This window comes from Bradyrhizobium sp. B124, assembly GCF_038967635.1.
Lineage (GTDB): Bacteria > Pseudomonadota > Alphaproteobacteria > Rhizobiales > Xanthobacteraceae > Bradyrhizobium.
In genome coordinates, this window is sequence record NZ_CP152413.1 from 6,047,074 (window position 1) to 6,062,796 (window position 15,723).

Consider the following 15,723-nt stretch of genomic DNA (forward strand, 5'->3'; position numbering starts at 1 on the left):
TGTTCTGCCGTAGCCGGGGCAGGTACTCTCCGGAGCGCGTGCGGAAGACACGTATCGAACAAAGAGAGGAAACCCATGGAACTCGGATACTTCGCGATGCCGTCGCATCCGCCGGAGTGCGGATTGAAGGAGGGCCACGACTGGGATCTGCAGGTGCTGCGCTGGCTGGACGAGCTCGGCTATCAGGAAGCCTGGATCGGCGAGCACCACACCGCGCCCTGGGAGCCGCATCCGTCGCCCGACCTGCTGGTCGCGCAGGCACTGCTGCAGACCAAGAACATCCGCATCGGCCCCGGCGGCTTCCTCCTGCCGTATCATCATCCGGCCGAACTCGCGAACCGCGTTGCGATGCTCGATCATCTCTCGAACGGACGGCTCAACTTCGGCGTGGCGGCCTCAGGCCTGCCGAGCGACTGGGCAATGTTCAATGTCGACGGCATGTCAGGCCAGAACCGCGACATGACCCGCGAGGCGCTCGAGATCATCCTGAAGATGTGGACCGAGCCGGCACCGTGGACCCACAAGGGCAAGTTCTGGACGGTGACCAAGCCGGACACGATGTTCGACTTCCTCAAACCGCACATCAAGCCACAGCAAGCACCGCATCCGCCGATCGGCGTCGCGGGCCTGTCGAAGAACTCGGATACGCTGAAGCTCGCAGGCGAGCGTGGCTTCATCCCGATGAGCCTGAACCTCAATCCCGCCTATGTCGGCAGTCACTGGGACTCGGTGGAAGCCGGCGCCGCCAAGACCGGCCGCAAGCCGAGCCGCAAGGACTGGCGGATGGTGCGCGAGGTCTTCGTCGCGGACACCGACGAGGAGGCATGGAAGCTCTCGACCGGCGACATGATGGGCCGGATGATGGGCGAGTACTTCCTGCCGCTGCTCGGCCACTTTGGTTTCAAGGATTATTTGAAAGCGTCGCCCGACGTGGCCGATAGCGACGTCACGGTCGAATATTGCGCCCGCAACAACTGGATCGTCGGCTCGCCCGCGACCGTCACCGAGAAGATCGAGAAGATCTATCAGGAGGTCGGCGGCTTCGGCGTGCTGCTGGTGTTCGGTTTCGACTACAAGCACAAGCCCGAGGCCTGGCACAATTCGCTGCGGCTGCTGAAGCAGGAGGTCTTGCCGAAGCTGAAGCACCTCGACGCCTCGGTCGGCCGCGCGGCGTAGTTTGACGGTGAGGATCATGCGGGCAGCGGCAACGCTCCCCGCATGTCATGACGGATCGCCGGCCTCAGGCCGTTCCGAGCCAGAACCGGGTTTCGATTTGCGCCCAGCCCTTGCCGATGCGGTTGCTCAGCCACGTGTCGCTGCGCTTCAGACCCTTGTCCTTCTGGCCTTCCGGCGTGTTGCGCCAGGCCTGCCAGCGATACTGGCCGTAGATGCTGATGATGCGCGCGGCGTAGGTCAGCGCCAGCTGTGAATCGCCTCTGATGATGACGAGGTTGTCGTCGTTCTTGGTGCTGGCGCGGTCGGAGAAATTGTGCGAGCCGGTCATGACCACCGGGTTCTTGCCGGCCGGATCCAGCACGATCACCTTGCTGTGCACGGCGATCATGAATTTTCCGGTGTTCTTGATCTGGTGCTGCCACCAGTCCGCGGTCTTGTCGATGCCGGCGGGCCGGATCACGTCGGCAATCTGCTTGCCCTTGAAGACCTGCTGCTGGCCGCTGCCGGCCAGCAGTTGCAGCTGATCCTTCGGACTGTCCTTGCCCTGCGCCGGGAAATTGTTGAGCACCCCGCGTACATAGAGATTCCTGTCCTGCGCCTTCTCCAGGATCGGGCCGAGCAGGCCCTTGTTGCCGGGATTGAGCATCAGGCACACCGCGCCATGCTCGGCGTCCTCGATCATCTTGGTCGCTTCCTTGAGATCGCCGCTCTTCGTGGTCGGCGTGAACCAGACGCTGACGTTCGAGTTGCCGATCGTGAATGGCCATTCGTGATCGCCGGCGACAGCCAGCGCCTTCGGCGACTTGCTGCCGTCGGCGTAGATCGCCTTCCAATGCTCGTGATAGGCCGCCGCGATCTTGTCGTCGGTGATCTCCAGCCCATTGTTGTTCTGGGTGCACAGCCCGGTCCGGGTCCAATTGGTGCTGCCGGTCCAGACCACTTTCGGTGTCTCGGCGCCGTTGCAGAACACCGCGAACTTGTTGTGGGCGTAGCGGCTCGGTGCGATCTTGCGGCGGACGATGTCGACGCCCGCCTTCTTCAGCACGCCGGCGTTCTTCTCGGTCTCCTTTGCGGTGGCGTCGGACTTGCCGGTGCTGTTGCCGAGCACGACGTGGGCCTTGCCCTTCAGCGCAGTCAGCGCGGCGATCAATTCGGGATCGTTGAGCTCGTAAAGCGCGACATAGACGTCGACTTTATCCTTCTTGGCCCCGGCCAGCAGGATGAGGAGGCGCGCGCCAAGCTCGCCCTTGAGGAAGTCGCGGATCTTGTTGCCCTTGGTGGAGATCGCCTTCTCCAGGGTCTGGGAGGCTTTCGGCGTAGTACCGATCGCGCGCGACAGCCATTGTGCCGAGATCGTGCCGCGGTTGAACCATGGCTTGAGCGGGCCCGACGGCGTGGCCGAGATGTAGTCGGTCCATGTCGCCGGCGCACTGTAGGCGGGCTTCACCTTGGTGGCGCCGTCCTTGAGAACCGGAACGACGCCATAGCGGACCGGTGCATCGGCCGGGGCCAGGAAATCGGTCCAGTTCGTTTTCTGCACCGGCCATTCGGTGCTCGGACGATGATCTCCCGCCTTGTGGCCTTGCACCTGATCCTCGAACCCGACCCAGGTGTCGACGACGGCCGCGCTCTTGCCCTGCTGCTGACGATAGAGCGCAAAGCCGAGGCAGTCGGGGATCATTGCTGCGACCTCCCAAACCACGAAGATGCCGTCGGTGGTCGGAAATGCCTGAATTGTGGAAATCATGGTGATGCCTCCAAATCACTGATGAGAAGTATCCGGTCGATATGAATCTGGCGCGTCAGGGCTCAGGGAATCCGGGATGTCGCGTCGGATCGCTCCGGACGCCCGGCGGCCCATCTAGCAGGAGGAGTATGGAACAAGGCATGCAACCGAAACTATCGGCTGGATCACAGATGGATCACGCCGTGCGGACCGGTCCGCCGCGACTGCGGCTGCCTAGAGCAGCTTCACCGTGACCTTCGCCTTGCCCTTGTGATCGCCGTAGAACCATTTGTAGATCCAGGGCAGGCCGATCACGGCCTGGTTGACGTAGAGGAAGATCTCGCCGCTGCGATCGGCGGTGAACCTTGACTTGTAGACCTGCGGATCGGTGTTCGGCGCCGCAAAGGGATCGAGGAAATACTCGTCGACCCCGGTTTCGCCGACCCGCGCGATCAGCCTGAACCAGGGCCGGAACAGGACGCGCCGCAGGAAGATCGTGGCGTATCCGCGCCACCGTTTCGCGCCCTCGATGGTCGAGGTCCGGTATCCAATCGGCGTCACCGCGCGCCCGGCGTCCTCCCACGGCTCCGACATCGTGATCGCGATCTCGTAACTGAACCCGGTGCGGACCTTGAGGCCGGTCGGCGCGCAGATCGCGTTGGTGTCGAAGTCGGCTGCATCCTGCGGGATGCCCTTGTCGACGGCGACGAGATTGTCGGCCGCGCTCCCCTTGCAGAAGGCGCCCATCGAATCTGCGGCATTGAACAGGAAATGGCTGAGTAGCGTCGCGCCGAACCAGACCAGCAAGGCTGTCAGTGCAAACGGCACGACATGCCGCTTCCCGACATTGAGGATCCACTGATAGATCGTGCTGGTACGGAATCGATAAATCGCATCGTGCATGAACCCGGAGAGCGGCGCCGGGTTCGCGCGGTCACGCCAGACGATCCGCATCCTGTCGCTGATCGTTGCGCTGAGCGAATTGCCCACAGCCATCAGCACGAAAACGGCGATGATGCCGCCGGCGAACCATTCCGGGTTGCCGGCATACCAATCGGTCCACCAATGAAACGAAGCGGGCAGGAATGACTCGATGAAGCGCACCAGCTCCGAGATCATCCTGACGTAGGAGCTGAATTCGTGCTCCTTGTGCTGGTTATGGAACAGCCAGAACGCCGCCAAATGCAGCGACGCCGCCAAGGTGGCGAAGTAGGCGATCCGCCGCATCCAGACGAAATTCCACAGCTTCTCCTGTGCGGCATGACGCGCCGGTGCGCCGGCGGGCGTTTCAAACGTGGTGGTGCCCAGCGGTGTCACCTGGCCGCTGCGGGAGACGACCACATAGCTCGGCGGAAGTCCGATCGGGGCATAGGCGTTGGCGCCGCTGTCGATCCGTTCGAACACACTTTCGTGGACCTTCGGCATCGGCACGCTGACGCCGGCGTAGGGATCGTTGCAGAGATCGGCGACCTTGCGAGGACCGTACCGATAATAGGCGCCGAGGCCGGCCCGCGAATCATAGAGGCGGCCATCCTTGTCCTCGGAGGACCTGATCGCCTTGATCGCATCGGGATCGGCAATCGGCGCGCTCTTGAACACGAGCCCGCGCTTGACGGCTTCGTCGACCAGCCAGGCCAGCGGTACGAACGCGACGGCGTCGTCCGGATAGCCGCCGCCGACATTGGCATGCATGCCGACGAACCACACCTGGACGAGACGCTCGTCATCGATCGTTGCCGGCACGGCCGGTGCGGGCTGTCCCGGCTCTTGCTCCGTCCAGAGCACCGGATGAAAGGTCGTGCGCTCGTCATCGAGCGCCAGCGCATGCCGTGCCCACTTGACCTTCGGGCTGAGAATCCGGTTCGGCAGCTCGAGCGGCCACACCCAGTTCGAGATGCCGCGTGTCATCTCGTCGATCGGCAGGCCATAGGCCGCGACGGTGTCCCAGATGCCGATGAATTCGATCGCTGGCACCGGCTTCCGTGCGATCTCCGCATAAGGCTTGTTACGCTGAAGGCGGTCCAGCACCGGCACAAGGATGTAGTCGCGCAGCGCGCGGAACAGCACCTCGATGCGCCAGATGGAGTGGTAGCCTGCGGCCCGGTACGCGCGATAGGCCTTCACCGCGCCGTCGTGCAGTTCGGCTTCGGTGCCGGCGACGATCAGGCCTTGATCGAGGATGAGTGCGGCGAGTGTGCGCACGGTGAAGGCACCACGGCTGAATCCGAACAGGTAGATCTGCGAATCGTTCTGGTGGTCGTAGTTGCGGCAGATGAATTTGTAGGCATCCAGGATATTGCGCTTAAGGCCGTAGCCGAAGGCGCCGCCGAGCAGCGCAAGCGGAACGAAGGACGACGTGCCGACGCCGTCATCATACTTGGCGGCCTGCGCGTTGCCCTGCAAATCCAGCGACTGGAATATCCGCCAGACATTGGTGCGCCAGACGCTGGAGGCGGCGTTGCCGGTGCCGTCGGACAGAATAATGATCTTGGGGCTCGGCATTGAAATGACGCTCGCTGAAATGAATGAAGCGGATGGCGCAGCGCAGTGGTAGCGGATTCGATTGCTACCTTGGATCGATATTTAGTCATTCTGTGCCACGATAGATGTGAACTGGCGTACAAAAGCGTCACGAGGTCGCGGCCATTTGAGGCGAGACGACTTTCGCGGCGTAACGAAAAGGCCTAGCCTGACCGGTGGCGCAATTCATTGATGAGGCACAGCAATGCGCAGCCGCGTCAGAAAATTTGCCCATATCCTGGAGCGCTTCGGCCTTGCCCTGGCGGGGGCTGCAAGCGGTCTGTTCGTCGCCATCCATGTCGGCTCCAGCGTGTCGGCGCTGACCTCGCAGGCGTTCCTGCTGATCATGATGCTGGGCGGTGCGATCGGATTCTATGTCGGCATCGACACGCCGCCAAAGCTGTTCCATCCGAAGGACGGGAGCTCGACGCGCAAGATCGACGCGGCAGAGCTACTGAGCGCGATCGGTACCTTCCTCGCGACCATGGTCGCGTTCTTCTCGGTTGGTGTCGTCGTGCTACGCAGCGAGCCGGACATCGCCTGGACCGCGGCGATCATGGCGGGCTGGGTGCTCGGCGTCGCCATGCAGATCGTCGCCGGCACGATCGCCCGCACCCGGGTCTGACTACCCGCCGCGCGTGACGCCCAATCCCGCAAGGTGCGTGTCGACGAACTGCGCGAGGCGCTCGCGCAGCTGCTCCGGCGGCACCGCGACCATGCGCTCCTCGAGGCCGAGCGAAATGATGCCGTGGACCGCGGAGAACATCATCCGCGACAGCAGCGCGACGTCGTCTGGGTCGCGATCGGGCAACAGCCGCACCAGCGGCGCGTGCATCAGCGCGAACGCATCCATCACCATCGCGAGGATGTCTTCCGGAAACGGCCGGTCATCCTCCATCCGATGCTCGAACAGCGAGCGCAGCAGATTGGCGTGCTCGGTGGCGAAGCCGAGATAGGCGTCCGCAAGCCCGTGCAGCTGGCGCAGGGGATCGTCGGCCGGGACTGCCGTGAGCCGTGCGGTCAGGGCCTGAACGGTCTCCCGGTTCACGGTCAGGATCAGGCCGTCGAAGTCGCCGAACTCGTTATAGACGCTGCCGATGGAGCAGCCGGCGGCCTCGGAGACATCGCGAACTTTCAATGATCTCAAGCCTTTAGCTGCAATATACCGGCGCGCGATCTCGATCAGCAGACTTCGCCGCTGAAGTTTCTTTCGGTCTCGTCGCGATTCTTCTTGAACAATGTTCATTTTCATATTACTAATTTGAGCGTTGCTCAAGTTGGTATAGGAGGCCACTCACATGCAGACCCTAGCACTTCAATTGACCACCACCCTTGTCGATGAGGCGATCGAGCTCGTGGCGGGCTTTGGCCGCGCCATCTTCGCACTGGCGATGGCGCCGATCGAGCGGATCGCCCGCGCCTGCGACGTCGCAGGCGTGCTGGAGCAGCGGCGCGCCGATCGGCGCGCGCCGCGCCCGGCGGCCCAGCGGGGTAGCTGGCGCAAGTCACGCCGCTGCCGATGGTCGCCGTTCGGCGGCTTGAGTGATCTGACCTGACGCGCCCACTCCGCAATTGTCGCCGAAACCTCAACGAAGCACTCACTATGTCCCTCGCGAGCCCGTTTCGATGTCGATCGACCACAACCCTGGATAAGGTCTCGTACATTTCTGCCGGGCATTGTCGCGGCGCCCGGCGCGGCCGATCCGCGCTGGTTCGAACCGATACGTTGCGGAAAAGACTAAAGGCTGCGGCATCTTCGTCATTTTCACTACGCCCACCCTTCTCTGCCACCCGAATTCGCAGACCTGCCAGCGCCGTGCGCGCTAACCCAAGGAACCGGTCATGATCAAGGAATTGATGACGTCCCGCCGCTTCGCGCCGCTGTTCTGGTCGCAGTTCTGCTCGGCGCTGAACGACAACGTGCTGAAGAACGCGCTGGTCATCATGCTGCTATATGGCATCGCCAACGAGCAGGGGCCGGCGCTGGTCCAGCTCGCGGGTGCGGTCTTCATCGCTCCGTTCTTCGTGCTGTCGGCGCTCGGCGGCGAGCTCGCCGACCGCTACATCAAGTCCGTCGTCGCGCGCCGGCTGAAGTTCTTCGAGATCTTCGCCGCGGCCTTTGCGGCGGCCGGCTTCTTCACCCATTCGATCCCGCTGCTGTTCATCGCGCTGGCGCTGTTCGGCATCGTTGCCGCGCTGTTCGGCCCGGTGAAATATGCCGTGCTGCCCGACCAGCTGTCGGTTTCCGAGCTCGCGACCGGCAACGCGCTGGTCGAAGGCGCAACCTTCATGGCGATCCTGATCGGCACCATCGCGGGCGGCATGTTCGTCGCCGGCGCCAGCCACATGGGCTGGATCTGTGCCGCCGTGGTCGGTCTGTCGGTGCTGTCCTGGGGATTTGCGTCGCGCATTCCGGTGACGCAGCCCTCCGCGCCGGATCTGCCGATCACCAAGAATCCCTGGACCTCAACGGTGCGCCTGTTGAAGTCGCTCTATGCCGAACAACGGCTGTGGGACGGCATGGTGATCGTGTCCTGGTTCTGGATGGTCGGCGCGATCGTGCTGTCGCTGCTGCCCGCGCTGATCAAGGAGGGCGTCGGCGGCACTGAGGGCGTGGTCACGCTGTGCCTCGCCGTATTCGCGATCGGCATCGCCGCCGGCTCGCTGTTCGCCGCGCAATTGAGCCATGTTCGCCCGAATCTCGCGCTGGTGCCGATCGGCGCCATCGTGATGGGCGTGATCGGCCTCGACCTCGCCTGGGCTATCGCCACCACCTCGCTCGGCAGGGACGTCACCGCGGCCGCGTTCGCGTCCTCGTTCGGCGGCTTCCGCATGCTGGCCGACTTCTTCCTGTTCGCGTTCGGCGGCGGCCTGTTCGTGGTGCCGTCGTTTGCGGCCGTGCAGGCCTGGACCGCGCCGTCCGAGCGCGCCCGCATCATCGCTGCCGGCAATATCCTGCAGGCAGGCTTCATGGTTGCCGGCGCGGTGTCCGTCGGCGCGCTGCAAGCTGCCGGCCTGCCGATCGCCTGGATCTTCTTCGGCCTTGCGATCGCGAGCTTCGGCACCGTCTGGTTCGTGCTGAACAAGTGGGGCAAGGAAGGCGTGCGCGATTTCGGCGCGCTGCTGTTCCGTGCGCTGTTCCGGCTCGAGGTGCGCGGCATGGAGAATTTGCCTCCATCAGGCACGCGGATGCTGATCGCGCCCAACCATGTCAGCCTGGTCGACGGCCCGCTGCTGCACGCCATGCTGCCGATCGACGCGAGCTTCGCCGTCGACACTGGCATCGCCAAGGCGTGGTGGGCCAAGCCGTTCCTGAAGATGATCAAGCACTACACGATGGACCCGTCCAAGCCGCTGGCCGCGCGCGACCTGATCAAGCTGGTGGCCGCCGGCGAGCCGGTCGTGATCTTCCCGGAAGGGCGCATCACGGTCTCCGGTTCGTTGATGAAGGTCTATGACGGCACCGCGATGATCGCCGACAAGGCCGATGCGGTCGTCGTTCCGGTCCGCATCGAGGGCGCCCAGCGTTCGCATCTCAGCTATCTCAAGAATGGCGAGATCAAGCGCTCCTGGTTCCCCAAGGTGACGATCTCGATCCTGCCGCCGGTGAAGCTGCCGATCGACCAGTCGCTGAAGGGCAAGGCGCGCCGCAATGCCGCCGGCGCCGCGCTGCAGGACGTCATGATCAACGCCATGGTCCAGAACGCGATGCTCGACCAGACGCTGTTCGAGGGCCTCGGTCATGCCTGTCGCGACCGCGACACCGGCAAGCCGATCATTGAGGACGCGCTCGGCACCAAGCTGACCTATCGCAAACTGATCCTCGGCGCGCAGGTGTTGAGCCGCAAGCTCGAGCAGGGCACCACGGTCGGCGAGAATGTCGGCGTGCTGCTGCCGAACTCGGCCGGCGTTGCCGTCGTCTTCATGGCGCTGCAGACCATCGGCCGCGTGCCGGCGATGCTCAACTTCTCGGCCGGTCCGGTCAACGTGCTGGCCGCGATGAAGGCGGCGCAGGTGAAGACCGTGCTGACCTCGCAGGCTTTCATCGAGAAGGGCAAGCTCGACAAGCTGATCACGGCGATGGCGGGCCAGGCGCGCGTCGTCTATCTCGAGGACGTCAGGGCCGACGTCGGCCTCGCCGACAAGATCGCAGGCTTCCGCGCCGGCATCGCTCCGCGCGTCGCCCGCCAGGCCAACGATCCGGCGGTCATCCTGTTCACCTCGGGTTCGGAAGGCACGCCGAAGGGCGTCGTGCTGTCCCACCGCAACATCCTTGCCAACGCGGCGCAGGCGCTGGCGCGGGTCGATGCCAATGCCAACGACAAGGTGTTCAACGTCCTGCCGGTGTTCCATTCGTTCGGTTTGACCGGCGGCATGATGATGCCGCTGCTCGGCGGCATCCCGATCTTCATGTATCCGTCGCCGCTGCACTACCGGATCGTGCCCGAGCTGATCTACCAGACCGGCGCGACCATCCTGTTCGGCACCGACACCTTCCTCACCGGCTACGCCCGCTCCGCGCATGCCTATGATTTCCGCACGCTGCGGCTCGTCATTGCTGGCGCCGAAGCGGTGAAGGAGCGCACCAGACAGATCTACATGGAACGCTACGGCATCCGCATCCTCGAGGGCTATGGCGTCACCGAGACCGCGCCGGTGCTCGCAATGAACACCCCGATGGCGAACCGCCAGGGCACCGTCGGCCGCATTTCGCCGCTGATGGAATACCGCCTCGATCCGGTCCCCGGCATCGAGGAAGGCGGCCGCCTGTCGGTGAAGGGCCCGAACGTGATGCTCGGCTACCTCCGCGCCGAAAATCCAGGCGTGCTCGAGCCGCTGCCCGAGGGCTGGCACGACACCGGCGACATCGTCACGGTCGACGCTCAGAGCTTCATCGCGATCAAGGGCCGCGCCAAGCGCTTTGCCAAGATCGCCGGCGAGATGGTCTCGCTCTCCGCGGTGGAGACGATGGCATCGGCGCTGTGGCCGCAGGCGATGTCGGTTGCGGTCTCGATCCCCGACGCGCGCAAGGGCGAACGCATCGTGCTGCTCACCACCGAGAGGAATGCCGATCGCGCCGCGATGCAGCGCCAGGCCAAGAGCGTCGGCGCCTCCGAGCTCGCGGTACCCGCCGACATCCGCGTGGTCGACAAGGTGCCGCTGCTCGGCACCGGCAAGACCGACTATGTCGGTGCTACTGCGCTTGCGAAGGAACTCGCCGCGGCGCCTGCGGTGCAGGCGGAGCCCGCCGCCGACGAGGCCGAGCCGGACTCGCTGCGGCAACACGTTGCATGAGTCTTGGCATGATGGTTGTGCTTTTCGGGAGCATGTTGTCAGATAGTCGGCAACTGCTCCTGAGAAAGCACGATCATGCTGGACAAACTGAACCCGGCTACAGAGGATGCGCCTGAACTGTTAGCCGAGCGATGGATCGGCGCGCTGGATGTGGCGCTCGCCAGCCGCTCCCTTGATGCTCTCTCCGCGCTGTTCGCGCCCGACAGCCACTGGCGCAACATCTTCGGCATCTCCTGGCATTTTGCGACCTTCAGCGGGCAACAGCGCGTCGTTGCCGAGTTGCTCGCACGTGCTGCCGCCGTGAACGCGCGCGCATTTCGTCTCGACGATCGTGCCTTGATACCGCGGCGGGCCGTGGTGGCCGGATGCGAGGTGATCGAGGCGGTCTTTACCTTCGATACGTCGAATGGCCCTGGCACCGGCGCGGTCCGCTTGTTGCGCGGCGCGGACGGAAATTCCGCGGCGTGGACGTTCTCCACGATGCCTGACTTCGACCGCATCTGCGACGCGCGCGCTACGCACACCGCCGAACAATCCCACGCGCGCGATTTCGCCGCACCCGATTGGCTGGAGCAGCGGCAGGCCTCGCGCGCCTATGCCGACCGCGAGCCCGATGTGCTGATCGTCGGTGGCGGCCATGCCGGCATCGCGGCCGCCGTCGAGTGCAAGCGGATCGGGCTCGATGCCCTGATCGTCGATCGCCAGCAGCGCATCGGCGACAATTGGCGGCTGCGCTATCGCGGCCTCAAGCTGCACAACAAGACGCCGGTCAATCTGTTTCGTTATCTGCCGTTCCCGCAGACCTTTCCGGACTACATCCCGAAGGACAAGATCGCGAACTGGCTGGAAAGCTATGTCGACATCATGGAGGTCGACTTCTGGACCGAGACCTCGTTCGAAGGCGCGCGCTACGATGAGATGACGCAACGCTGGACGGTGACGCTGCAACGGCCTAACGGCCCGCGTACGCTGCATCCGAAGCACATCGTGCTTGCGACCAGTGTCAGCGGCACGCCGAATATCCCCGCGATCCCAGGCATCGAGCGCTTCGAGGGCCGGGTGCTGCATTCCAGCGCGTTCGTGGCAGGACGCGAATGGGCCGGGCGCTCGGTCGTCGTGTTCGGCACCGGCACCAGCGCGCATGACATCTGCCAGGAGCTGCATGCCGCCGGCGCCGACGTCACGATGATTCAGCGCAGTCCGACCCTGGTGGTCAATGTCGAGCCGGCGCAGCTCTACGACAAGACCTATCTCGGCGACGGCCCGCCGATCGAGGTGCGCGACATCCTCAATTCCGGCGTGCCGCTGCCGGTCATGAAGATCGCGCACCGGATCATCACCGACGAGGTCAAGCGGCTCGATGCGCCGTTGCTGTCGCGGCTGGAGCGCGCCGGCTTCCGGCTCGAATTCGGCGAGGACGGCACCGGCTGGCCGCTGAAGTTCCGCTCCCGCGGCGGCGGCTATTATTTCAATGTCGGCTGCTCCGAGCTGATCGCCGACGGCAAGGTCCGCCTGATCCAGGCCGCCGACATTGCTGATATCACCGCTGATGGCCTCGCGCTGAAGGACGGCACGTCGCTCGCCGCCGAGCTGTTCGTGCTCGCCACCGGCTACAAGGGCCCTGACCATCTGGTAGGCAGGCTGTTCGGCGAGGATGTCGCCCGGCGCGTCGGCCGTGTCTGGGGCTTCGACGATGCGACGCAGGAGCTGCGCAACATGTGGAGGCGCACGGGCCAGCCCGGCCTCTGGTTCACCGGCGGGGCGTTCTCGCAGGCCCGTATCTATAGCCGCTTCATCGCGTTGCAAATCGCCGCGATCGAGGCCGGCAGCCTTTCCAAGCATCTGACCTGAACTGCAAGCACCTGTCCTGTAAGCGCTGACTTAGAAGGATTCCCATGCCGCTTCCGCTCGATCCCGTCATTGAGACGATCATTCCGCTGCTGCCGCTGCGCGAGCCCGCAACCATGACGCCGCAGAGCTGCCGCGATTCGCTGCGGGCGCTGGCCGAGGCGCGCAAGGAGGTGCCGCCGCCGCCGGTCGATGTGGCTGATGATATCGCGGTCGCCGGCGCTGCGGGCAAGCTCGCGGCGCGGCTCTACCGCAACGGCCGTGGCACGGCGCCGACCGTGATCTTCTTCCACGGCGGCGGCTGGGTCGCCGGCGATCTCGAGACCCATGACCGCCAGGCCCGCAACCTCGTGATCGAGACCGGCGCTGTCGTGATCTCGGTCGATTACCGCCGCCCGCCGGAGACGCATTTTCCCGGCGCCTTCGAGGATGCATTCACTGCTGTCCGCGACGTCGTCGCGCGCCTCAGTGAATTCGGCGGTGATCCTTCGCGTATCGGCGTCGCCGGCGATTCCGCGGGCGGCAATCTCGCCGCCACCACGGCGCTCGCCTGCCGCGACGCCGGCATCAGGCTGGCCGGGCAATTGCTGGTCTATCCCGTCACCGACGTGGTCGGCAGTTTTGCCGATCCCGCGCAGAACGCGAAATTTCCGTCGCGCGCCGAGAATGCCGAGGGCTACTTCCTGACGCGTGCGACGATGCAGTGGTTCGCGGGGCATTATCTCGCAGATCCCGCGCAGGGCTCTGACTGGCGCGTCTCGCCGCTGCGCGCGAAGTCTCTCGCCGGTGTCGCGCCGGCTGTCGTCACCACGGCCTGGTTCGACCCGCTGCGCGACGAGGGCCACGCCTATGCCAAGGCGTTGCAGGCGGCCGGTGTGCAGGTCGCGTATCACTCCGGCGAGGGCCTCATTCACGGCTACTTTGGTCTCGGCGATGCCTCGGAGGCGGCGCGCGCCGAGGCACAGCGGGCGCGGGCGGATTTTCGGGTGTTGCTGGAGCGCGGAGTGTAGCCTCCTCGTCGTCCCGGTGGTTGTTAACGAGGGAGTCCAACCTCCGCGTCGTCCCGGCGAAGGCCGGGACCCATTACCCCGAATGTCGATGGTGTACGATGCTGGGGCCACAGCCTGCTCCAACAACGGGCTGCGGTGGTTATGGGTCCCGGCCCCGTGCGCAATTGCGTACTCGGCCGGGACGACGATGTGGATAGTTCAGCCTTCAATCACATCCCTCAATCATTCCCGATGGTGTCGCCGAACAGCTGCCAGGTCTCGCCGTTGAACTTCTGCAGCCGCATCGCCTCGACCGGGAAGTAGTCGGTCGGCGAGGTCTTCACCCTGATGCCGGGCAGGAACATCGGCAGCGCGATGTCGAGGTTGGCGGCCTGCTTCATGATATTCTCGTGGGTGAGGTCGTCGCCGCATTGCTTCAGCACCTGCACCGTCGCCTCCGCCACCACGTAGCCGTAGACGATCAGCTGGTCCTGCAGATTGCCGTCCGGGAAGTACTTCTTCATGAAGTCCTGCCAGGCGATCACGTCCGGATCCGTCTTCCATTGCGGATCGTTCGGATCCTTCAGCGAGTAGGACGAGATGATGTCCTTCGAGTATTCGAAGCCGGCCGGCTTCAGCACCGAGGACACCGAGGTCGAGGTCGCCGCGAGGAAGAACATGTCGGGCTTCCAGCCGATCTCGCCGATCTTCTTGATCGCCTGCGCCGCCTGCTTGGGGATCGCGTGCATGAACAGCACGTTGGCGCCGGAGGCTTTCAGCTTCACGATCTGGCTGTCGACCGTCGGGTCGGTCGATTCATAGGTCGTCTCCGCCACCACCATCCTGGCGGTGTTTTCCGGCCCCAACCCCTTCTTGAAGCCGTTGCCGTAATCCTTGCCGGCGTCGTCGTTCTGGTAGAACAGCGCGATCTTGGCGTCCGGCTTGTTGGTCAGCACATATTTGGCGTAGACCGCGGTCTCGGCCTGGTACGACGGCTGGAAGCCGATCGACCACGGATAATGCTGATAGTCGCCCCACAGCGTGGCGCCGGCGCCGACGAACAGCTGCGGCACTTTCTTGTCGTTGAGATATTTGCGCACGGCAAGGCCGGTCGGCGTGCCCAGCGGATTGAGGATCGCGGCGACCTCCTCCTGCTCCACCAGCTTGCGGGTCTGCTCCACCGTCTTCGGCGGCGAGTAGCCGTCGTCGAGGGTGTTCAGATTGATCTTGCGCCCGTTCACGCCGCCCTGGTCGTTGATCATCTTGAAGTAGGCGGCCTGCACCTTCGCAATCACGCTGTAGGCCGACGCCGCGCCCGAGAACGGCGAGGTCTGTCCGAGCTTGATCTCGGTGTCGCTGGTACCAGCGCCATATTTCTTCTCGGCGGCGTGCGCCTGTGTCGCGAGCGCAAGCGCGAGTGCTGCCGTGATGGCCTTCCAGATCATCGTGAGCCTCCCTGTGGCGTTCTTATTGTTCGCGAGGGAGAGCTTACGCAGGTCGAGGGAGGCAGGCTTGCGACGAGACGCCGGGGCAGGGATGCGAAAATGCGGCGGGTGTAATGCCGAGGTTGGCGAACTCAACGAGTGTGCGGTGGCCTGCCGCGATGTGGAATGATTCTCAAAATCTCCCCGCGTGCGGGGCGTTTCTTAGCTCGCCCCGCTTGCGGGGAGAGGTCGGATGGCATGGAGCGTAGCGCAATGCGATCCGGGTGAGGGGGTACAGGTCTATCAGTGACCTATCGTGTGGAAAGAGTCCCTCACCCCAACCCTCTAAGAGCGAGCTTCGCTCGTCTCGGCCCCGCAAGAGCGGGGCGAGGGAGAACTCTTGATCTCAGCGGTAGCGCACGCTGCCGGTGGTGACCGGATCGGTCGGCAGCACCGTGGCGCCGGCTCTACTGGCGGCGGCGGAGGTGATCATGCCGGGCTCGGCCGCGGCCTGCACATTGCGGGGCGGGTTGAATTCGAGGATGACGAGGACTGCCGTGGCCAGCACCGCCACGGCGGCGGTTGCGAGCGCAGGCACCAGTCTTCCGCGCGTATCGGCTGCGCGAACTTGCATTGACCAATTCCTTTATTGGGGTCGTTCTTCGGACGTGATGTAAGAACGGCCAGGCTTCTTCCCAAGAGTGCGGCGCACATGCCTCACAATCAGTTGTGCCGGCCGTGATGT

At 64.4% G+C, this 15,723-nt stretch carries 11 protein-coding genes; 6 read left to right on the forward strand and 5 right to left on the reverse strand.

All coding sequences use genetic code 11. The annotated features are described in order from the left end of the window. Positions 1–75 precede the first annotated feature (75 nt). Positions 76–1,176, forward strand: a complete 1,101-nt coding sequence (locus tag AAFG13_RS28735) for an LLM class flavin-dependent oxidoreductase (protein WP_342708912.1) — start codon at positions 76–78, stop codon at positions 1,174–1,176. A 64-nt stretch (positions 1,177–1,240) separates the two neighbouring features. Here the strand turns inward: AAFG13_RS28735 and AAFG13_RS28740 are convergent, their stop codons facing one another. Both AAFG13_RS28740 and AAFG13_RS28745 read right to left on the reverse strand, forming a co-directional pair. Next, entirely contained in the window at positions 1,241–2,923 is a 1,683-nt protein-coding gene (locus AAFG13_RS28740) for a phospholipase D-like domain-containing protein (protein WP_342708913.1), read from the reverse strand. Positions 2,924–3,136: 213 nt separating this feature from the next. Beyond that, positions 3,137–5,404, reverse strand: coding sequence for a DUF2235 domain-containing protein (locus AAFG13_RS28745; RefSeq protein WP_342708914.1), 2,268 nt, complete (start codon positions 5,402–5,404; stop codon positions 3,137–3,139). A gap of 223 nt (positions 5,405–5,627) precedes the next feature. Between AAFG13_RS28745 and AAFG13_RS28750 the strand changes: the two genes are divergently transcribed. Continuing rightward, entirely contained in the window at positions 5,628–6,047 is a 420-nt protein-coding gene (locus AAFG13_RS28750) for a hypothetical protein (protein ID WP_212311918.1), read from the forward strand. Here the strand turns inward: AAFG13_RS28750 and AAFG13_RS28755 are convergent, their stop codons facing one another. Next, entirely contained in the window at positions 6,048–6,668 is a 621-nt protein-coding gene (locus AAFG13_RS28755) for a TetR/AcrR family transcriptional regulator (RefSeq protein ID WP_342713414.1), read from the reverse strand. It lies immediately after the preceding gene. Positions 6,669–6,720: 52 nt separating this feature from the next. Here AAFG13_RS28755 and AAFG13_RS28760 point away from each other — a divergent pair, with 52 nt between their 5' ends. The 4 genes from AAFG13_RS28760 (at position 6,721) to AAFG13_RS28775 (ending at position 13,575) form a co-directional block, all read left to right on the forward strand. Further along, positions 6,721–6,978, forward strand: a complete 258-nt coding sequence (locus AAFG13_RS28760) for a hypothetical protein (protein ID WP_212311916.1) — start codon at positions 6,721–6,723, stop codon at positions 6,976–6,978. A gap of 286 nt (positions 6,979–7,264) precedes the next feature. Then, positions 7,265–10,717: an acyl-[ACP]--phospholipid O-acyltransferase gene (locus AAFG13_RS28765; protein WP_342708915.1), complete on the forward strand. Its 3,453-nt coding sequence runs from the start codon at positions 7,265–7,267 to the stop codon at positions 10,715–10,717. A 75-nt stretch (positions 10,718–10,792) separates the two neighbouring features. Continuing rightward, positions 10,793–12,568 carry an NAD(P)/FAD-dependent oxidoreductase gene (locus AAFG13_RS28770; protein ID WP_342708916.1) on the forward strand — a complete coding sequence of 592 codons (1,776 nt, stop codon included), beginning with the start codon at positions 10,793–10,795 and terminating at the stop codon, positions 12,566–12,568. 44 nt (positions 12,569–12,612) lie between these two features. After that, positions 12,613–13,575, forward strand: a complete 963-nt coding sequence (locus AAFG13_RS28775; RefSeq protein ID WP_342708917.1) for an alpha/beta hydrolase — start codon at positions 12,613–12,615, stop codon at positions 13,573–13,575. A gap of 218 nt (positions 13,576–13,793) precedes the next feature. Here AAFG13_RS28775 and AAFG13_RS28780 read toward each other — a convergent pair whose 3' ends face one another. Continuing rightward, on the reverse strand, positions 13,794–14,999 hold the full coding sequence (locus AAFG13_RS28780) for an ABC transporter substrate-binding protein (RefSeq protein ID WP_342708918.1): 1,206 nt from the start codon (positions 14,997–14,999) through the stop codon (positions 13,794–13,796). A 385-nt stretch (positions 15,000–15,384) separates the two neighbouring features. Continuing rightward, complete coding sequence (locus tag AAFG13_RS28785; protein ID WP_212311911.1) at positions 15,385–15,612, reverse strand: hypothetical protein; 228 nt, start codon at positions 15,610–15,612, stop codon at positions 15,385–15,387. Between the last annotated feature and the right edge of the window lie 111 nt (positions 15,613–15,723).